Raw genomic sequence first — 20,378 nt, forward strand, 5'->3', positions numbered from 1 at the left:
CGACCCTAAATCGGCACACCACGATTGTTCAGATACACCTCAGCGGCTGAATGGCGGACGCTCCCCCACGGCCTATACCTGCGGTAACCGCTACGGAGTTCTTGGTAACCATCTCGCTTGCGACAAGGACCAACAACTCAGCCTCGCCCTACCCACAATCGAGACCTTTCCTACAGCCCTGCCGTTGTCCCTAATCCACCCCACACCTATAGTTTTCACGTCTGCTGATTCCAGTCAGCGACAGGGGTTCGCAGCCTTATCGAGAGGACATTCAATCAATATATTTCTTCGACAAGGAACAGCGATGAACACCCAAACCCCATCCGAACGTTTTATTCCCCTGACCCCAATTGCCAGCGACACCCCAGTGCTGTTTATTGACAGCCAAGCACCATTGGTGGATCTGCATGCATGCGCTAGCGAGCGTTTACTCACCACACTCAACTATCTGAATTTGATGATCTGCACTACCTTACGAGACTCCAGCGACAGAGATATCGATACAGTAGCTAACACAGCCAGATTGTTACTACAGGATGTGCGGGACGTGTTGGCGGTAATTGAGATTCGCGCTCTTAGCGCCTGATCTAAAAATGCAAATCAGGGGATAACAAGATAACTTTTTATCGTTCGAAATAATCTATTTCACCCAAGAGTCTACCTGGTAGCTTGGCTATTCAAGAGGCAGGTATTTCAATGGGTCGAGGAGGAGGGGAACAAAAGGAGGCGACAGGAGAGATAAAATGGATAGGCTGAATCCACAAGTCGAAAACTTGACAAACCCCAACACCTATGGAGATGGTGATTTGCTTCGCTCAGTCATCAAGCACACCGAAATTAAAATCCTCGCCAACTCTTCTTCATTAGAGTTTTTTATAATACGGAGACCTCGTCAACAGATAAATAAGGCCGCATATGCGGCCTTATTTATTATGAAAAAAAACTATTCAGAATCGTCATATATGAAAAGTAAAAACACCAGAATATCACGACCTTAAGTACCAAATATTTACCTTTCACCCAACCTCTAGGATCCAGGCGTAGAGCTAGGCTCTCTAGCCAAACTATCCCCAGCAAAATGGATAGACGGGGTAAGCTCAAGCTGAACTCTTGCCTGAGCGCCTCCGTTTACTATTTGTGGAAGACCATTCATCACCAGAATGACAGAAGATGAAATTCGAAAACCTTCTATTTCCTCCTCCTTTGCCTTTCCGATCAGACTATATGACGCCTCAGCTTGCCTCAGCGCGACCAGAAACTCGTTAACTCCCTTAACACTCCCTGCAGGAAAAAATTCTGACGTCAATAACTGTTGCATCTCGGAGTTGAGCCAGCGTTGCAACTCACCAGAGAACAACAAACGCAACTTGACCGAGCTAATCTTTTCATTGCGTAGAACGCACAAAACAGAGCTATTATTGAGAGTTCGGCGAAGTGCAAGAATCTCCTCGCCTTTTTTATCAAAGACCTTTAAATCGGCAACACCGAAAAAGACTCGATAACCTGGAACAATAGGCACACCGATACGCCCCAAAGTATGCAATGCACTATGCTGAACCTCCAACGCATAAATCTCGTTCAGCCTACCAATGTAGTCATAACCGGAATCTCTAGATAATTTCTTCTGCTCGATTGTGAGCAAATCCTTCTCGGCCCAAGCAATCTGAAAATACCTATCTCGACTCTTTATAAGAAAATTACCACTCGCCCCCATCTGACGGATAGTCGTCTGTAGCAGATCAATCTCAGTTGGCTTAACCTCTCGCCCCCGACCTTGAACACATAAAACTTGGCCATTAGTGATCTTTCCTTGCAACAGATCACACGTCTGCGATATCACCAAGTAGTATGGTTGCTCAGTTGAAACCGCGGTCCCTGCACGTGCTCGAGGTTTTCTCAGATAGATATCACCAAAACGAACATCCCTATTTTTTTTCTCTAATTTAATAAGCTCACCAGCAGCCGACTGCACCGATGAAAACTCCGAAAAGATCCCAGATAAATGTTGCGTAGGTTGACAGTGCCCCAGCAGTATTTGATAACTTTCATCTGGCAAGTCCATTGCCCTCTCTGCAAGAGCCGGATTCTTTTGGATCGAAGACATTACTAACTGCCCAGCCATCCAACCAAAATAATCAGAAAGCGGTTCTTTTTCCGTAACCAACTGTGCAGTATAGAGAGTTGCTAGGTCCTCTAGCTCTAGCTCAGAAACTTGTTTGCTTAGCTGCTGACCTGCTGCCACCACCGCTTTTTCGAGCTCGATATGAAGGCAACGAAACTTTTGAAGTTCCTCACTTTTCACATAAAACGACTCTACAGCATCAAGAAACTCGGAGCTCGCGTTGAGCTTTCGAACAAATCGAAACATTCCTCCTGGGGTAGAGCTCCCCACCCTGAAGTCAACCGAGTCTCTACCTGCTATGTTAGGAAGGCTCGAAATCAAAATAATAAATGGATGAATTGCATTTGATACACTCTTAGCCGCATCTACGACTGAGCGAAGAAAGTTCACACTCTCCTGGACTCTTTCTTCTAAATCATCCGCTGATTGACTCAGCTGATAGTCTATAACTATCAGTGAAACATCTACACCCACCGAGGCTGTATCAGGCAAAACCGCGCTACGGGTCACACTCCAACCGTGATCATCCAGGATTCGACTAATAGTCTCCAATGGAGAGTGATGTTGACTGAGCTCCTCCGATAAATCTGCGAAAATCTCTTCTAAATCTATTCCCGCTGGAGAGGTTTTACGAAGGGCCCAGAACCTTAACACCTCTTCAGCGCTACTTATTAATGGATTAAAATATGCACGTGCATTATGACTACCCGAAAGTCCAAAATTCTCATCCAACCATTGCTTGGTTTCTTCATTTTCGGTTAGAAAACTGCGCAATGCTCGCAGATAGGGTTGAAACTGTGCAATTGTTGGTTGAGAAAAGGCATCATCAATAAATAATGCTTTCTTCACGGACATCCCTGTAACCATTTCATTCACTCGCAAATTGGAAGACAAACCCAGCATGGGAATTGCGATTACTTGCCTCAATTAAAGAGACATCAATCTTATTATCTGAACAAAGATTTTTTACTATATAGAGCCCAATACCACGACCAGACGGTTTTTTACTAAAAAACGGGTCAAAAGCCTTCTTTCCATCCTCCACCCTAATACCAGGCCCATTATCTCGAAACACAATCTCTCTAGCCTGGCCATCAACAACTATTTCAATGCTGGGTATAAAGTCCGTCGATCCTCCACTCGCCTCATGAAGCATACTATTATGATGAGAAAGCCAATACACAGAGTTCGAAATAAGATTCTCAAATATCTGATACATTTGTCCTTCAACAACCTTTGCAAAGAAAGGTTCTGTATCATCAAAGCTCACACTGATCGAATTTTGCTCAAACTGAGACTCGTGTGCATCAATCAGATTTTTTATCACCTGAGTCATATCCGTAGTTGCTTTTCTCTGTCGGCCTGGGGTACTGACAGGATCTAAAATCCTTAGACGTTTCTCAAGTGTCTTGAGCTGTGCATTAAGGGAGCGCAGTGGAGCTGGAAGACTTTTAACATTTACCTTATTAAGGTCAGCCAAGGTAGCTCTTGTCATCCTATTTAGTTCATGGACAACAAACTCCATTAGCATTCCTGCACCGGCTAGGTGCAAATAAATATCCGATTGATCTTGTTGCTTCCTGATAGTCGACTTAGCCTTCGACCAAGCCGCTTCGAGTTCCTCGACATACCCCTTCAAAGCATGAATTGTTTTTTCCTCTCCTGGAAGTTGCTTCGCAATCTCCCGCAACTGAGCTCTAGCATCCTTGGAGTTCTTCTTGACCTTAACATCAATTTCTTTAATTGTGCTAATGGACCTAGATGCACTTTTAACTTCATACTTCTTGACAAGTGCGCCGAGCTCCTTCCAGATTACATATTGAAGGCACTGAACAAGTTTCTTCTGTTCAGGCGAATCACAAAGCCCCTGTCTGTTGGTCTGATCTTTGAGATTAGGATTATCCCGAGAGCTAATACGGACATACCCTACAAACTGCCCCCTATTGAGCTTGAACGAGCGCTGCTTCAACGCTCGCTGATCTAACTCAAGCCAATCATCATCGGGATCCGCGTAGGGATAGACCCTAAAACCATCTCGATACATGAGTAGGCCACCAGCCCACAGACTTAACCAATCGTTGAACTCTTCATACTTTTCTTTGGGTAGCTCACGCCGCTTTCGCTGCCTATTGAACCAATATCCTTCAGCAGTAAACTCACCTAAAGTCTGAATACCCGCATAACGAACAGGAGCATTTTCTCCATCTTTATACAGTGGCTGATCAGCGTCAGCGAGAACACTATAAAGATCATCACCCGCGCTATATACATTTGCCTCATCTATATCTGCCTCTTCAGCGGATAAAGACTCTTGCCCCGGAGGCCTGAACTTCACAACACCACTAATCACCGGCTGCGCCTTACCGTGATTTTTTTCGTAATGGAAGCGAATTTTAAAATATCCATGCCACTCATCATCAAGCCATTCGGTATTAAATTCTTCTAATACCTCGACGGCTTTATCGTTGAAGCTCATACGTAGATCTAGAACAACACCGTCAGGATCAAAGGGGTCTTGAAGTTTAGAAAGCTGAGTTTTTGATACCTGAGACACACGCTGGAGAGACCAATCATTGCGCAAATCACTAATTCTAATTAACGTCCCTTTATTTTTTTCTTTCTTACGCCCTCCTCTAACTGCACCGACTTTAAACTTATCCAAATCTAAATCTAAATTCTCACCAAGAGACTTCCAGTCCACATCCAACGTCGAAACATAGTCTTCACCAGCAGTCACTGTTAAAAGCTGCAGGCGCTCACCAAGTCGCATTGTGGAGAGCCGGCCAATCCCCTTTTCACCGAGTATTGGATTATCTTTATCAAACTCAGTCAGCTTTCGCTCAGTCGCTCGGTGCGGGGTGCCTATCGTCAAAAAATTCTCATCAAGATCAGCCAGAGACATACCTTGCCCCCAGTCCTCGACCTCGATAAAGGAAGTTTCACAATAATACTCCCGCAGGCGTAGCAGCGCCTGTTCCTTAGGTAAGCCAGACAATATCTTAACCAAATCATCTCTAAGCTCTTGCTTTGTACTTGGTTCAAAATATCTGGCTGACTCCTGCAAAATTCGTTCATCTAGTTTTGCCCCGCAGCCCTGGATATCAGCGATCAAGGCTTGATAGCCAGAGGCACTAAGAGCAACATTAAATCTCACAGCTACTTTTGGACTCTTCGCATCAATTGCATTTTTAATAAGTTCGTAAAGCGCAATACCATCCGAGCTTATCAGCTCTGCACCTAATTCAAGCAGCACCCTAGCTTTAACTTTGAACGCCATTGAACTTCCTTTTCGTTATTTCAAAGTTGGCAGACCAAGCACCCTTGATCATCTTCGTCGTCTGGAGTTTCAGTAGAATCAAGCTCTGAAAATACTGCTATCAGAGTTGAGTTATCTTTTCGCTGCGCCATTCGCTCAACACGCAACGCATGATCTCGTTTAATCTGAGCCATCCGCTCAGGCTGCTCGAGCTCGGCCAGGCTTTCCCCCTGACTCCAAGTAAAGAAGTTCCCCGTTTTTTCAAACGGCACTTCATACTCTTTTGCTTTCTCGTATAAGTCGGGATGCGTTTCTTTCAACTTCACCCATTCAATCTTTTGCTGATAGAAGCAAAAATAACATCCTGAACGAGTTCTTCCCCATTTAGTGTAAGGAGGCATCCCCACACCAGATACTCGAAGAATCTCCTCGATATCACGAAGAATTAGACCATCCTCCTGAAAAGGATAGACAGCCTTAATATTGGTCTTATGACTGATGTAGCCCGAGCGGTTTTCATCCGCTCGAAGCCCTACATAATTGATTATTGGCTGATCTCCACAAAAATCCTCAAAAGGCTTGAGCTTGAGCATCTTCGTACACCAACGACGATGATTGGAGGGAATCATCCCTCCATACATGTCATACCAGTGATCAAATCCCAGGTCAGCGTTCAGCCTATGCAATGGCTTCCCAAGGTAATTTTCAAGGCGCTGCAAATAGTCGTAGGTTTCTGGCAGCTCTTTACCAGTATCGCTAAAGATGTACTCCATCTCCGGCACACGATCACGCATGTAAATTGCTAGCGCAGCGCTGTCTTTGCCCCCAGAGAGGCTAAGGATGTGTCTAACCCGCGGTTCGTTGCTCATCGCTCAGCTCTTTCTCAGGAGATTCTGTGGAGCCCTGCTGCAATTGCAGCAAAGCTTGAGCAAGGGCAGACGCGGCTAAGTTTCGGTTGCCGCCTACTTGCTTCGTAAGGTTCTGCAGAAGGCTATCTGCCATCATCTTTGTCTCCTGGTCAGAGGTCAACAGCATTGCCGCCTCCTCCCCACTCGGGAGCGTCAAGGTCACTCCCATGAAGCGTTGTGTTTGACGCTCAAAGTCCCCCTTTCGCATAGCCACTCTTAACCAACGCTTGTAGCGACCGCATAACTCCAGGACCGACTCCGCGAACTTGGGTGCATCACCATCTTTCCAGATATCCAATGGTCTATGGACGACTACGCTTGCAATGGAGTCCATCCACCGATCGTCAGTCAGAGTGATGTCTGAACAACGCATGATGAACGCTTTAAGCTCAACATCTGCAAGGGACTGAGCAGTGTCTGCGCACTCTTCCTGAAGCTTTGATCGCAGAGCTTTAAGGGGGCCAGTTATTTCAAATGCCTGAGCCATCGAAAGGCTGACTTCGTCCTGCAAACGACGAAATGCCATACCCAACTCTGTCAGACTCTCAGCCAAAAGATCCGGGAACGGGATACCCTCCTTAGCTTTCGCCGCAGTCACCACCCGTGGAACATCAAATGCAAGCAGCGAAACCGGGTCAGTTGCCCTTTTAATCACATCACGAAGCGCTTTGGTTTGGCTCGTGAGCCGCAGAGTCTCTTGCGAATACTGCGGAAGCCGCCCATACCAACGGATCAGCTCGCGCGCCGCATCTAGATACGATGCGTTCAGGCCTAACTGGATACCTACAGTTCCAAGTGCCTTGGCATAATCCTTGATTAGCTCTTTGCGCTCAGAAGTGATGTCGAAACGGCGGAAGCTAAAGGTGTGAGGGCTTCTGAACATCCGTTGCTGATGATCAGAGGTCAATTCAAGGATCAGACTGCCTCGCTCGAAAATAGCGCACGACTCCTTGTTAACCAGGAGATAAACCATGAACCAAACACTGGCCGGCCCGCTCCGGACACCCAATGGTGGTAATGCCAAGCTGGAAATGACCTCAGCAAAAGTAACCTGACCATCAATCATTAACTGATTATCAAGTTCAGCCCACACTCTGCGAATGTTCACTGGGGAGCTACTATCCGGCGCACTTAAAAACCAGCGATCGCCGGCTCCCTTACGGTGCAGTCCTGTGGATTGAAGCAGAGAGCTGTAAAGCAATCGCTCAGGTGGGAAATCGACAATACCCAGTAGCTCTGAACCAACAGCTTTTTCGAGCAGATCGAACAAACGCTGACGAGCCGCGTTAATCGCAGATGACGGTTTGTCTTTATTGATTAGTTCGTTATGAATGATCGGCGCATTCTTGTATACCTTGTCGAACAACCAAGACGCAGCCTGACTAAGGTTCATGGCACCGCTGCCCGCAATCACCCTCCCGGCATGCCAATATTCCATGCTGGAAGCTCCCTTGGCCTGCCGATTGAGCAACGCCAGGACTAGTCGACTCACACACTCACGTGCTGCACTGAATCTCGACTCGACATAACGCTCAGTCCAAGGATCTAAATGGCGACTTTTAACCTCTTCATGAACCATCAGCCAACGAGAGTATTCAATTAGAGCCTCACGCTCATCCGGGCCGACTTTAACAATTGCAGTGAGTGATAAAACGTCTTTAGTAGAACGAGTCACCTCTTCAGCAGCATCTACCAGGGCGGAAGACTCAGCATCCACGAATATCAGCCCAACACTGCCATCGTGTCGACCATGAGTACCGATTGACTGCTTAATTTTATCTGACGTCCCTGCAATCACTTTGACAGAACGGAGAGTTCCCGTTTGTTGATAGTGGCGACTTGCAATTACGCTTCTTTCAGAGAGCGCTTGGGAAACACCATTGAACATGAGTTCATCAGCCGAGCGCTGCATCGTTTGTTCATACAAAGCCTCAACGTTTACTGCATGACTGATGGCATAACCATAGTCATCGCTCGTATGACGATGTATCAAGATTGCCTTGCTAGTGAGCTTGCTCAACGCTTCGGAGATAGCTTTAGCATCCCCCCCCGTAACAAACCTGAGGAGTTCGACTGACAAGTTAATATGCAGGACTTGAGCAACCAGCTCAATGACAGCAATCGACTTAAGTAGGTCAAGCTGTAACGCCGTCATTTCCGCGTCATTACGCTCTATTACAGAGCGGGCAAAGTCCCAGCGTCGCTCTGCCTCAAGATCACGAAAACGAAGCCCTACTCCAGTCGAGAGGTAGTCAAAAAGCTCCGTCATCCCATACCAAGAGGAAGGATCAGCAATATTGCGCTCTGCGAAGTCTCGAAGTGCCCCGGACTCATATCCGCGCATGAATGCGTGGAATGAACGCTCACTCTGACCGAATCGCTTGGAGATGACAGCTAAGCAAGCCAGTGCGGCCGGATGCAATGGGTACAAGCGCTCGGCTTGAGAAAACGGCTCACTCTCAGCAACTCCACGAAAAAAACTAAAATCAATTGCCTGCTTGTAGATGCGTCGAGCATCTTTTTTCAGGGTAGGAGAATCCGTAATGGTTACGTCCGCACCTAAAGCATGAAGAGCGAAATGGGCATACCGCTCAACTGGCTCATCAAATGGTACTTCGTCGAAGCGTGCAGAGACCTTGTGCCACTCATCGGAAAGGGTGCGACCGACACCTTTAGCATAAGCATCAAAGTGCTGGTGCAGCATTGATACGACGAGGAGACCATCATCCGTGGGGTGCGATGCGACCTCAGCGATTTGCTGCAAAGACATCAAATCACCAGCTTCCGGATTTAGAGCTGCGTGTTCAATGAACTTGCCGAGCTCGTCAATCAGCAGCAGGACACCGCAACACCCTGCACCTTGAGTGACTAAAACAAAGTCACTTAGCAACTTACCCGTCGCAGCGTTAAGGGGTATATCACGATAAGTTCGAGCTTTCGTATCCAACTGGCGCTTCAATTCAGTAGCCAGGCGACTTTTCGGCAAGTGCTCAAGTGCTTCAAGGATAGATTGCGCCAACGCGTCACCCAACGATACGCGTGAACCGCTTATTGCCAGTGCGAATCGATTCTGTCCTTGGGGGAAAAGCTCAACAACGTCAGTGGAGGTATCAACGAGCTGTTTGTAAATTGCATGAGAGCTTTTTTGCCCCTCTAACAACCGGGCGAGCAGCAATCCTAGTGCTGACTTACCACTACCATAGGGCCCAATGAGCTTCCAAGCGCGCTGTGCGCTGCCCGACTTCAACGCACTGCCAATCTGGCGGAGCACTGCCAAAACAGCAGGAGTGATCAGATAACTGTCGAGCGAGTCTTGTGACCGCAAATCTCTAGCCAGAGAAATAGAACGCAAGAATTTCGAATCCAGCTCAAGATGATCTATTAGTCGGTCAGACATTCAATTCTTCTCCCGCACCCAGCAAGCAAGTAGCCCAATCGGGCGATAGGGTTTTATCTAAGATGATTTGCTGGGTATCAGCCGTATCAATAAATCGCACAACGCCACCAAACTCTTTTTCTATACTTTCAATAAAACCACTGACTTGGAAATTATCCAACCTAAACACACTACCGGGACTAAACTCACCATGCACAATCTGACTAAGGCTTAGAGAGGCAGTATTCTGGCGTTTGAAATAATCAATCAAGGAGAAAAGAAATACACGGGTAGACAAACCTAAAGGCGCATTTCTACCCACTAGGTAAACGGTTTTGCCGTCGTCAGCTGTGACTTCTTCGAAAAGCCCCAAATCTTGTAATGGGCACCATGAGGTATCGTCCCCAGCTGACTCTTCACGCTTATACGAATGCAAGAAGATGCTCGCATGTTGCTCCAGCGTCGATATCGCTAGCTTCTTGTTGTTGCCAGAAGCGAGGTCTTCAAGACCTGCGATGAGTGTCTTTCGATCAAAGCGTGAATATGCTGAGCTTCCGAATACCAGGTTCCAAACAGCTACCTCCGCGTGGGACGACATCCACCAGTGGAGCAACCAAAGCGACTCAGGCTGCTCCAGATAGGGATCCCAACCCTCTTCTGAAAGCAGCAGTTGTCCAATAGGGCCAGATTGGAGGCCCGCAGAATCACGCCCGCTGACTATCCCGAAAGCTTCACCCCAAAACTGAATCGACTTGACCATATTTCGGCCAATGCCCAACGTAATGGTTGCCTGAGCCTCATCTTTTAGGGCAAGCGGATTGTTGACAATCGCCTGATGTAGCTTTGGCAGCCATCCGTAGCGACAAACAAAGGACTCATGACCCGAGAATCGCTCGTCTCGTCGTTGCATGGTCGACATTACCCCCTCCTCCCTGAAGCCGATTTTTCCGAGGCAGCCTGTTCATTGCTCTGAGCTGCAGGCTCAATAATGATGCGTTTCGTAGCGGCGTCGAAGTAGAGATCTACCTGATCGCCTTCGTGCAAGCCGGCATTCCTCAGCAACTGCTCGCTAAGAGAAACCCGACCCAGCTTTTGGATCCTGCGGGTGTCAAACAAAACCTTCATCCTACGTACTCCAAGCCTCGTGGCAGGCTCCATCAATACTCGTAGAATACTTTATTGAGAGCTTCGACGCAGGCTCTCTCCCCCTCTCCCAGAGCTTATTTTTTTCAATATTTCAATCGATTAGCCTAAACTCGACCAAAGGTCAGGCGCTGCGCCTCTCCGTCTGTAGCCCGATGGTGTTCCCCACCGGCCACACCCCATTCAATCGCCATTGCTGGTCCAGCACGGACTCCAGTAAGACTGGCAAAATTCATTCCCAGGTAGACTGGAACGTTGATGAACGACGAAGATCTCGAAGCGCTAAAACACAAAAATGCCAAAGAGCTTGAACACATAAAATGGCAGTTCAAAAAGGATGAACTCAGCTACCTTGAGGCAGGACAGCATTTGAGATCGCTTAATCAACAATTATGGCAGGTGCCCAGTATGGTCATCGCGATTACTGGTGGCATTTGGTATGGCGCTGCGTCCATAAGCGGTGATTTGCCAAAGGTATTGGCACTCTCTTTTGCAGCAATCGTAAACCTTCTAACAATCCCTATAGTTATTCGCCTTAGGCAGCTAATAAAAAAGCATATAACCCTTCAACTCACCTTTAATATGCTAAAAGACAGCAAAGGTAGTTATACTGTCATCACGTGCTGGATCCTACTCTTGCTGACAGCCGCAGGGCTGAGCATTGCCGCCGCAAGCAACACTGAAAAGCTCAGCAATGAAAATAAAAAAAACGAACCCCAAATCACAAACAACTATCTCTATCCTCAGAAAATAGAGGCATTAAGCAAATGACTTCTAAAAACAGCACAACATGGGCAAGCTATGACTTCGAGAGCGCCAAGTACTTCGAAAACTATAGCAAACTATACTTCTCCAACGTCCACAGGCAGTTCATAAAATTTCTGCCGAAAAGTGCCAACGCAAAAATTCTAGACATTGGATGTGGCTCCGGCCGTGATGCATTATCCCTTGCTCGCCGTGGATATCAGCTAACAGCAGTTGAACCCAGTACTAAGATGCTTGAGCTTGCAAAAGCAAAAAACAATCACAAAAATATACGCTGGTTGAATGACAGCCTTCCACATCTTTCAGTTCTACATGAGAACACCTATGACTTTATTTTACTGAGCGCTGTATGGATGCATATAGCACCGAAAGAAAGAGAGGCATCAATAAAACGAATGAGCGAGCTACTAAACAGAGACGGGCACCTTGCCATCACTCTAAGAATTGGTGCACCAGACCCTCTTAGAATGATGTATCCCATATTCACAAATGACCTTTTAACTCAATCAAAAAAAGCTGGCTTGACTTTGGTTTATTCAAGCCGCGAAACGAAAGACTCTCTAAAAAGAGATGAAGTAAAGTGGAAAAAGGTTGTACTAAAAAAAGAATAAACTGCTGTCAACCTATTCCTGCCAGTGCCCCAGGCTCAAACCCATGAGCACTCAGATGCCACTCGAAATATTTCTGGCTCTTCGTCGCCCACTCCCTTACCTCTCTTCCAACCACACTTTCCACATAACTCGCCGTTGCAGCAGTCATCTCCCGAGAAGGGTGTTTGATCACCTTGCCGTCCTTGACGGAGAGATAACCATGCTCGAATAAAGGATCGCAACCGAGTCGGCACATAGGAACAGCGATGTTCTTGATATCGAGCTTTTCCTTCTGACTGCAGACCGAGCGTTTTTTAATGTGCGCGGCAACTAGTAGATGGCGGGGATACTCATTAAGGCAAATACAGCAACGGCCAGTGAGTTTGCCCTGGAATAAGTGGCGAACGATGTATTTGTGCTCAAGACGCGTAGGTCTGTTGGCCATTCCGTCTGTTGATTGATCCTCGATATCCTTTCGCGCCTCTTCAAGGCTCACTTCGTTATCGGCGTAGTCGTGATCGAGACTGGGAAAGCGCTCCAGGATCGCGGCGCTTTGAGCGGCATCGTAACGATAGAAAGACCTGTCATGTCGACTGTTGATATGCGCCTGAATAGCTTTGAAACGGATAGCCTGGTGGCGTACGTCGGTGACGAAGTAGATATTCTCCCAGGTGCTTTCATTTTCTTTATCCGCCCAGCCCCAGAGCTTCAACGCCAGATCGCGGTTGTGAGTTCGATGGGTAAAGCAGGCACTAACAGTAATGACCGTCTTGGTATTGAAGATCACCGTGTCTCCTGGCTCTGCGGCGAGCCAGGTATTTCTGGTTCGAGGCGAAGCAAGTCCCCAGATAAACAATTTGCCATCCGGGAAGGCTGCGAGGAGTTCAGCCTGCAGTTCAGGCTCAAGTAAATCCGCAATTTCGCTGAACAGCACAGGGTTAAGGATCGTGGTCTGCAGGTTCTTGCGTGCGACATCATCCGAGCAGGGCTGGTAAATCACTCGAGCCGTCATTCGCCCCTCCTCGAATATTTGACGGCGTTCCCCTTGGCCTCTGCTACTGGGTACTTCTCTGCATTGAGCTGCAACTTCGCCTGCGCAATGGCTCCAAGATCGACATTGAGTCGATCAGCGAGCCGTACCAGATACAACAGCACATCGGCCATTTCTTCTTCGATAGCCTGCAAAGCTTCGCTCGATAGGGCGTTGAACTCGCTTTGCTCGGGAGTCAGCCACTGGAAACGCTCAAGGAGTTCTCCGGCTTCACCGGACAAGGCCATGGCCAGGTTCTTGGGGGTGTGGAATTGGTCCCAGTCACGTTCAGCAGCGAAGGTGGCTAGTTCCGTCTGCAGAGATTTCAAGACGTCCATGAGAGGAAAATCGCGTGTATAGCTGTAGGAAGTGTGACGGTAGCTTGTAAGGATTTTCCTGTCCATATTCGGTCAGTGACGGCCCCCCTTGTAGGGACCGCTACTAATGTCATGGCTGCTTTGGACGTTCTTTTTTGAGATCGATAGAGCTTAGGCAGCCGCCTTCGCTGGCAAGCCAGCTCCTACACGGGCTGGCGTCAACCGCTGACTACGCGGTGTCAGCGAACGTTGCGATACAACATCAACCGCGCCCCCTCATGCATCCCCCGGGTCAACTCCAGCAACCGTTCAAACTCCTGCGGATGCTCCTGCGCCACATCCTCACGCGGGGTGCTCGACGCCAAATCATGCAAGGTCGCGCCACTGCCGTCGTGCTGCATCTGCAACAAAAAATCCTTGGTCACGCCGCCAATCACCGGAAAGGTCCCTTCCCTCAATACCAGCGGCACCACCCGCTCCCCTTCCGGTGCGGGCTGCTGAATGTCCCGCCCCATGGCGCCATTGATGAAGGGCATCTCGGCCATACCGGCCACGGTGGGTAGCAGGTAGGCGAGGCCGACGGCTTCTTCGATCACCTTGGGCTGCAACATCCCCGGGGAATGAATCAGCAGCGGTACGTTGTTGCTTTCCAGCCCTAGCTGTTCAAACGCGGGGGCCATGTGGGGGATCTGGCTGATACGGGTGTTGTGGCCGCCCAGCCGGCGTTGCCGCCGATCAGGTAGAGCTTGTGGTACTCGATATTGCTTAAGCACTCTCGATGATCTGCCACTCCCATGGCCGCGTAGTGAGAGCATCCCCTCTCTCCCCTACTCGCCCCCTTTCCTACTCACTGCTGAACTCCCAAACCTGTTGGGAAAAGAATATCCTTACGGCCTCTTACGCTGCGTCGTACAGCGAATCGGGAAACCTACGGATAGCTCCCGCATGCCCCCTGCACCTACCCGCAATCAATCCAACCCTGCTTGCAGCCGCGACGAACTCGTTCTGGCCCTGAACCTGTGCCTACTTCACCGCAACGGTTTACCCGGTAAGCGCCAACCTGATTTGAAGATGGATACCTGCCCATCGTGACTGCCTGACGCCGACGTTGCTCGCTTGGTGCTCCGGTGCTGGCTTTCCAGCAACCCATTAGAGAAATCCATATGACCCCCAATCCGACAATCGATAACGTATTACGCGTCGCCTTGGTTACAGGATCCACTTCCGGTATCGGCGCAGCCATTGCACGTGTACTAAGCCAGGCAGGCTATGCGGTGGTGATCCATTCGCGAAATTCTGCGGATACGGGACGCGCTATGGCTGCCGAAATGAAGCAGGCTATTTACGTGCAAGCTGATCTTGCTGTCGAAGCTGACAGGGTCAGGCTTATTAACGAGGCGATCGCCGCGTGGGGGCAGCTCGACGTATTGGTCAATAACGCCGGTATTAGCAAAGTGATTCCCCACGGCGACCTTGCCTCGGCCAACTCGACGGTGTGGCACGAACTTAACGAGGTGAATGTCGTGGCGCCGTTCCACCTCGTCACTTTGGCCGAGTCGGCATTGCGCGATGCCGCCCGTTACCGTCGAGCAGGTTGCGTCGTGAATATCAGTTCCCATGCCGGTATCCGTCCTAAGGGCGCATCGATTCCCTATGCGGTCAGTAAAGCCGCGCTTAATCACATGACCCGCTTGCTCGCGTTATCCCTGGGGCCAGATATTCGCGTAAACGCTGTGGCGCCTGGCTTGGTCGACACGCCTATGACCGCAGAGTGGACGGGGGCCCAAGAGCTATGGCGAACTCGCGCCCCTATGCGCAGGGCCGCTAGCCCAGACGACATCGCAAAAGCTGTTGTGATGCTGGTCGAGTCGGACTACTTGACCGGCGAGATACTCCTCTCAGACGGCGGGTTGAATCTGACCTAGGTTTAGCGTGCTGCGGTGTAGCAGGTGAGTAGGCGAGTCACTCTGTTTCACCGACTCGCCCAAAGGACGGACACCATAGTTTTCAGAGCGGGCTAGAGGACACCGGCAGGCGGATACCCTATCGATTTAAGTGCGGCGGATGACCCGGTTTTTTTGCGAAGCAGAGGAAGGCAAAGTGCTGACCCGGGTGCATCGGGTACGGGAAAGAGACAAGAAAATCGTTAAGCGCAAATCAGAGTGGCTGGTTGGAAGCTTTGGTGGCGATCTCGCGGACGCCTTCGCCGGCAAGCCGGCTCCTAGACATGAAATGACAATCAGGGAGACACCCATGGCCATGCCGGAACGGCTGAAACCAACACCCGCGACGCCGAAAATACAGGCGTTGATGAAGGACTTGCTCAAGCAGATCCTCGACCGGATCTGGGACAATCAGGAACGGGAAAGCCCCGAGATCAGTGCGCTGATCCAGCAGTGGAACAGCCACGCCGGCCGACCTTTCGAATTCCACGAATTTCGCGATATGCACAGCCATACCAGCGCGGCGAACTTTCTGCGCACGGCCTTTCATCAAGAGCGCTACGTTGACGACCTGAGCTTCGACGAGGCGTGCGCCGTGGCGGACTTCATCTGCCAGTGCGAGGGCACGGAGTCTGATACGGACTACGCTCTGGGCCTGCTGGAAACCAACTTCCCCGAGGCCAATGCCTCGGACCTGATCTTCTGGCCCAACGCGTGGTTTGGCGATGAAGACCTGTTGCATATCGAGCTGAGCTCGGCGCAGGTCATTGGTTATCTGATGGCGAGGTCTTCGCAGCCTTTGCGGGACGCGCCGCCCATCACCCTGCCCTATGCCATTCCCCAGAACAGGTCATAGCGCCGCCGAGGCCGTCTCCACCCACTGTTCGGCTGTGGCCATTGGCTGCAGCGGCCTCAGTCTGCTTCATCCCCGGCTCTTTTTCTTCGATCGCCCCGCGCGCCCGTCGTACTCCGGGCGGCCCGACACCACCAGCCCGAAGAAGTAGGGATCAGCCCCTGGGTCTTCCAGCTGTCCGGCGGATTTGTTGTGCACTTCTATCACTGAAAAAAGATCGACAAGACGGTCCTGGATCTCTTCGATTTCCGCCGCTTTGAGCGTGACCATCGCGCTGTATTTGAATGATCCGGATACGTTGAAATATTCGCTCTGCTCGGGCTTGGTCAATGATCGGTCGATCTCGTGGCGCAGGAACCGGTCCTTGAGCGCCAGGGCCTCTGCGGTTCTTGGCATTCTCAAGGTGGGGGCATGGCGCACGAAGGGTGACTGCGGGGTGCTGCGCTCTTTGGCCACAAGGCTCAGGAAGGCTTCGGTGCGCGCGTCGTAGGCCAGGCCGAGCTGCTGGCACACCGCCTGGATTTCGGCCACCGAGGCGCTGTCCACCATGTACAGATAGGTCATCAACGGCAGCAGTTCGAAGTGTTCCTTGAAGGCTGCAATGATCTCTTCGGTGACGATGAACTCACGTTCGTAGCGGCTCAGGCTCAAGGCGCGACGCAGTAGCTTGGAGTCGTGCTCGCGCACCTCAAGCATGGCGGAAAGATCCTTGACCTCCACCCCTTTGCCAAACAGCATTTCATGCACGGGGGCCGGCAACAAATCACGAAAGTAATGCCAGTAGTAATCGAAACTCGACTTGCTGGAGGGGGCGATGCCCAGGTTGTCATGCAGCTCGACGGCCGAGTCGAGACTCAGGTGCTTGCGCCCTGCCTCGACGTCTCGGTAGTGGTTGGCGGAAAACGGAATGTTCACGCTGTCCAGGAAGGTTGAAATCTTCAGGTGGCCGCTTTCGAGGCGCAACTGGGTGAGAAACGCGCCAAAGGCCTGCTGGTTCTCCGACATTTATTCAGCCCCTGCAGCAAGCGTGACAGCGACCCGGGTGGTGTTTTTCCTGATTTTCATGCTGGCTGTGACGGCCCCTATCTCTCGCGTATTGCCGACATGCACGCCGCCACAGGGGATCGACCATTCGCCGCATTGCCACCAGCGATAGCCTGGTCCTTTGCCGGTATCGGCCTGGGTTCTGACGGCATGACCGGCCGCGCAGAAGCGATTCAGTTCTTGCGTGGCGCGCTCCAGGCTCTGTTCATCGAACTCGCCCATGAACTCATAGTGGTTTTCCCCGCCCTGGTCATTCAACGGCGAGCGGACCGGGTGTGGAATCGAGCGCCCCAGCGTCTGCTCCAGCAGGCAGTGCATCAGGTGCATGGCCGAATGAATGCGCATCTGCTGATAGCGCAGGGACCAATCCAGGGTCGCCGTCACCCCCTGCCCCGGCACAAGTGATTGCAGCTGGCCGAACCCGGCGTCCTCCAGCTTCAGGTAATGCCTGATCTCGTCGTCCTTCCTTTTGGTGGTGGTGATCTCGATCACCTGCGGCACATCACCGGCCCCGGGTTCGCTGAGGGTCAGCTGCCCCCGATCTCCCAGTTGGCCGCCGCCCTGGGGATAGAACACCGTCTCGCTCAATAGAGCGAAGGGCGCACCCGAATCGTCCCGTTCAAGCCGGTGGATCTGGCATTGCACGGTTTGCAGGTAGGGTTGCTGGTGAAACAAAGGAAGGGTTGGGTTCATGTGTGCCTCGCGTCCTTGAGCATTCACGGCCGGCCGGGGATTCCCATGAATAGCCGTTGCCTGTGCGATGTATTAAAAACCCTCTGCCGACAAAAATTCAACCTTTGGATTAATAATAAATCCACAGGATTAATTTACAGAACGCACGACCCCCAACCTACCCCTCGTGCGAAAGCCAATCCAATACGTTTTTACCGTAGGAGCCGGCTTGCCGGCGAAGGCGATCTCGCGGACGCATTCGCCGGTAAGCCGGTTCCTACAGGTCGGTCATTCAGCAGGAGGTTGCCCCTCAGCCCTGGTCGCCACCACCCACCGGCAGCACCGTGCCGGTGATGTAGGAAGCTTCGGCGGAGGCCAGAAACAGGATGGCTGAGGCCTGTTCGTCGACGCTGCCGTAGCGCTTCATCAGGCTGCTGTCGAGGGTCTGATCGACGATCTGCTGGTACCAGACTTGCTCCTCGGGGCTTTGTTCAGCGCTGTTGCGCGGAATGCGCCGCGGCGGGGCTTCGGTGCCGCCGGGGGCGGTGGCGTTGACCCGCACGCCACGACCGGCGGTTTCAAAGGCCAGGCACGCAGTGAGTGCGTTGATGCCGCCCTTGGCCGCGCCGTAAGGCACGCGATTGAGGCTGCGGGTGGCGATGGACGAGACGTTGACGATGGCGCCGCTGCCCTGCTCCAGCATCTGCGGCAAGGCGGCGTGGCAGCACCACAGGGTGGGGAACAATGAGCGGCGGACTTCGGCTTCGATTTGTGCAGGTTCGTAGTGCTCAAAAGGCTTGGCCCAAATGGTGCCGCCGACGTTGTTGATGAGGATGTCGAGGCGGCCGAAGTGGGCGATGGCCGCCGCCATGATCCGGCTGCATTCGCTGTACTGCTCCAGGTCGGCGGTGAGGGCCAGGACCGGGAACCGGGGGCTGAGTTCGGCGGCCAGCTCGAAGATCAGTTCGGAGCGGTCCACCAGCACCACCCGGGCGCCCTCTGCGGCCAGGCGTTCGGCAACGCGACGGCCAATGCCTTGGGCGGCACCGGTGACCAGGGCGACTTGGTTGGGGAAACGGTTCATGGAAACCTCATGAGTGCAAAAATATGGAGAGGACCTTGCCGTGCGTGACTCCGTAGGAGCCAGCTTGCCGGCGAAGAGGCCTTTGAGCCTTGCAGCGTTCTTGGGGACGCCTTCGCTGGCAAGCCAGCTCCTACAGCGCTATGGCTTGCCGTGCTGGGTTCCGTAGGAGCCGGCTTGCCGGCGAAAGGGCCCTTGAGCCTAGCAGCGCCCTTGTGGACGCCTTCGCTGGCAAGCCAGCTCCTACAGCGGTGAGGCGCTCTTCAGGCAGCGCTGGCGGCGAACTTCTCGTAATAAAAATTCGCCGGGGCGATGCCCTGTTCACGGATGAACTGGCTCACTGCCTCGACCATCGGCGGCGGTCCGCACAGGTAGACGTCCACATCGCCCTGGTTGAGGTGCGCCGGTTCGATGTGCTGGGTCACGTAGCCCTTGCGCGGGTACTGGCTCTCGGGGTTGGCCACGCAGGCGCTGAAGCTGAACTGGGGGATGCGCGCGGCAAAGTCTTCCAGGCGCTCCAGTTCCACCAGGTCGAAATCGTTGGTCACGCCATAGATCAAATGCAGCGGATGTTCGCTGCCCTGCTCGGCGATCTTCTCCAGCATCGCGGTGAACGGCGCCAGCCCGGTGCCGCCAGCCAGCAACAGTAAGGGCCGGCGAATATCCCGCAAGTAAAAGCTGCCCAGGGGCCCGGCCAGGCTCATGCTGTCGCCGGCTTTGGCGAGACGGGTGAGGAAGCTGCTCATCAGGCCACCGGGCACGTTGCGAATCAGGAAACTGACCTCGCCATCACGCTGCAAGGAGCTGAAGGAATAGGCCCGGGTCTGCTCACTGCCGGGTACGCCGAGGTTGACGTATTGCCCCGGCAGGAACGCCAGCTGGCTCAGGGCTTCGCCTTTGATCGACAGGGCGATGGTGCTGGCGGACAGCTGGCGCACGGCGCTGATACTGGCCTGGAAAGTACCCTGCCCGGCGCGACAGACCTGGGACGAGGCCGGTACCCGCACCACGCAATCGCCGAGGGCGCGCATCTGGCAGGTGAGGACAAAACCCTGCTCGACCTCAGCAGCGCTCAGGGCGTCTTCGATGTAGTCCTCCCCCAGCTCGTAGCGCCCCGCGTCGGCAAAGCACTTGCAGGTGCCGCAGGCGCCGTCCCGGCAGTCCAGGGGGATGTTGATGCCCTGGCGGTAGGCCGCGTCGGCCACGGTTTCGCCCGGGTTGGCGTTGACGAAACGGGTCACGCCGTCTTCGAAATTGAGTGCGATTTGATGGCTCATG

Annotated in this window: 17 protein-coding genes and 1 pseudogene; 5 read left to right on the plus strand and 13 right to left on the minus strand. The window is 51.9% G+C overall.

What is annotated here, in order from left to right; genetic code table 11:
• Positions 1-304 precede the first annotated feature (304 nt).
• Positions 305-586, plus strand: coding sequence for a fructose-bisphosphate aldolase (locus FW796_RS18200; protein ID WP_446439712.1), 282 nt, complete (start codon positions 305-307; stop codon positions 584-586).
• A 441-nt stretch (positions 587-1,027) separates the two neighbouring features.
• Here the strand turns inward: FW796_RS18200 and FW796_RS18205 are convergent, their stop codons facing one another.
• Genes FW796_RS18205 through FW796_RS18230 form a run of 6 tightly spaced genes read right to left on the minus strand, consistent with a single transcriptional unit; the run spans position 1,028 to position 10,787 of the window.
• A complete protein-coding gene (locus tag FW796_RS18205; protein ID WP_446439713.1) occupies positions 1,028-2,977 on the minus strand; it encodes a hypothetical protein in 1,950 nt (649 codons plus the stop codon).
• Positions 2,978-2,990: 13 nt separating this feature from the next.
• Positions 2,991-5,399: an ATP-binding protein gene (locus FW796_RS18210; RefSeq protein ID WP_446439714.1), complete on the minus strand. Its 2,409-nt coding sequence runs from the start codon at positions 5,397-5,399 to the stop codon at positions 2,991-2,993.
• 20 nt (positions 5,400-5,419) lie between these two features.
• Positions 5,420-6,247: a phosphoadenosine phosphosulfate reductase family protein gene (locus tag FW796_RS18215; RefSeq protein ID WP_446439715.1), complete on the minus strand. Its 828-nt coding sequence runs from the start codon at positions 6,245-6,247 to the stop codon at positions 5,420-5,422.
• Positions 6,225-9,683 carry a hypothetical protein gene (locus FW796_RS18220; protein WP_446439716.1) on the minus strand — a complete coding sequence of 1,153 codons (3,459 nt, stop codon included), beginning with the start codon at positions 9,681-9,683 and terminating at the stop codon, positions 6,225-6,227. The genes FW796_RS18215 and FW796_RS18220 overlap by 23 nt, the downstream gene beginning before the upstream one ends.
• The gene (locus tag FW796_RS18225; RefSeq protein ID WP_446439717.1) at positions 9,676-10,581 is read right to left on the minus strand and encodes a DUF4007 family protein; all 906 of its coding nucleotides are present in this window, start codon (positions 10,579-10,581) and stop codon (positions 9,676-9,678) included. Before FW796_RS18225 ends, FW796_RS18220 begins: the two co-directional genes overlap by 8 nt.
• A complete protein-coding gene (locus tag FW796_RS18230; RefSeq protein ID WP_446439718.1) occupies positions 10,581-10,787 on the minus strand; it encodes a hypothetical protein in 207 nt (68 codons plus the stop codon). The genes FW796_RS18225 and FW796_RS18230 overlap by 1 nt, the downstream gene beginning before the upstream one ends.
• Positions 10,788-11,063: 276 nt before the next feature.
• On the opposite strand from FW796_RS18230, the gene FW796_RS18235 reads away from it, so the two are divergent.
• On the plus strand, positions 11,064-11,576 hold the full coding sequence (locus tag FW796_RS18235) for a hypothetical protein (RefSeq protein WP_446439719.1): 513 nt from the start codon (positions 11,064-11,066) through the stop codon (positions 11,574-11,576).
• Positions 11,573-12,181 carry a class I SAM-dependent methyltransferase gene (locus FW796_RS18240; RefSeq protein WP_404941058.1) on the plus strand — a complete coding sequence of 203 codons (609 nt, stop codon included), beginning with the start codon at positions 11,573-11,575 and terminating at the stop codon, positions 12,179-12,181. Before FW796_RS18235 ends, FW796_RS18240 begins: the two co-directional genes overlap by 4 nt.
• A 7-nt stretch (positions 12,182-12,188) precedes the next feature.
• Here the strand turns inward: FW796_RS18240 and FW796_RS18245 are convergent, their stop codons facing one another.
• The 3 genes and pseudogenes from FW796_RS18245 to FW796_RS18255 all read right to left on the minus strand — a co-directional run.
• Positions 12,189-13,172, minus strand: a complete 984-nt coding sequence (locus FW796_RS18245; RefSeq protein WP_446439720.1) for a hypothetical protein — start codon at positions 13,170-13,172, stop codon at positions 12,189-12,191.
• Positions 13,169-13,528, minus strand: a complete 360-nt coding sequence (locus FW796_RS18250) for a nucleotide pyrophosphohydrolase (RefSeq protein ID WP_060841984.1) — start codon at positions 13,526-13,528, stop codon at positions 13,169-13,171. The genes FW796_RS18245 and FW796_RS18250 overlap by 4 nt, the downstream gene beginning before the upstream one ends.
• A 218-nt stretch (positions 13,529-13,746) precedes the next feature.
• Positions 13,747-14,223 (minus strand): annotated as a pseudogene (locus tag FW796_RS18255) (sulfatase); the annotation flags it as partial.
• A 447-nt stretch (positions 14,224-14,670) separates the two neighbouring features.
• Here FW796_RS18255 and FW796_RS18260 point away from each other — a divergent pair.
• Together FW796_RS18260 and FW796_RS18265 are read left to right on the plus strand one after the other, a co-directional pair.
• Positions 14,671-15,432, plus strand: coding sequence for an SDR family NAD(P)-dependent oxidoreductase (locus tag FW796_RS18260; RefSeq protein ID WP_446439721.1), 762 nt, complete (start codon positions 14,671-14,673; stop codon positions 15,430-15,432).
• A 139-nt stretch (positions 15,433-15,571) separates the two neighbouring features.
• On the plus strand, positions 15,572-16,306 hold the full coding sequence (locus FW796_RS18265; RefSeq protein WP_446439722.1) for a hypothetical protein: 735 nt from the start codon (positions 15,572-15,574) through the stop codon (positions 16,304-16,306).
• A gap of 66 nt (positions 16,307-16,372) precedes the next feature.
• Here FW796_RS18265 and FW796_RS18270 read toward each other — a convergent pair whose 3' ends face one another.
• From FW796_RS18270 to benC, 4 genes are all read right to left on the minus strand, one after another.
• Positions 16,373-17,308: a hypothetical protein gene (locus FW796_RS18270; RefSeq protein WP_346635061.1), complete on the minus strand. Its 936-nt coding sequence runs from the start codon at positions 17,306-17,308 to the stop codon at positions 16,373-16,375.
• Complete coding sequence (locus FW796_RS18275; protein WP_346635062.1) at positions 17,309-18,040, minus strand: alanyl-tRNA editing protein; 732 nt, start codon at positions 18,038-18,040, stop codon at positions 17,309-17,311. It abuts the gene before it with no gap.
• A gap of 289 nt (positions 18,041-18,329) precedes the next feature.
• Positions 18,330-19,103 carry a 1,6-dihydroxycyclohexa-2,4-diene-1-carboxylate dehydrogenase gene (locus FW796_RS18280; protein WP_446439723.1) on the minus strand — a complete coding sequence of 258 codons (774 nt, stop codon included), beginning with the start codon at positions 19,101-19,103 and terminating at the stop codon, positions 18,330-18,332.
• A gap of 260 nt (positions 19,104-19,363) precedes the next feature.
• Positions 19,364-20,377, minus strand: coding sequence for a benzoate 1,2-dioxygenase electron transfer component BenC (benC, locus tag FW796_RS18285; RefSeq protein ID WP_446439724.1), 1,014 nt, complete (start codon positions 20,375-20,377; stop codon positions 19,364-19,366).
• Position 20,378: the final 1 nt, after the last annotated feature.

The organism is Pseudomonas sp. 910_21, from assembly GCF_052850735.1.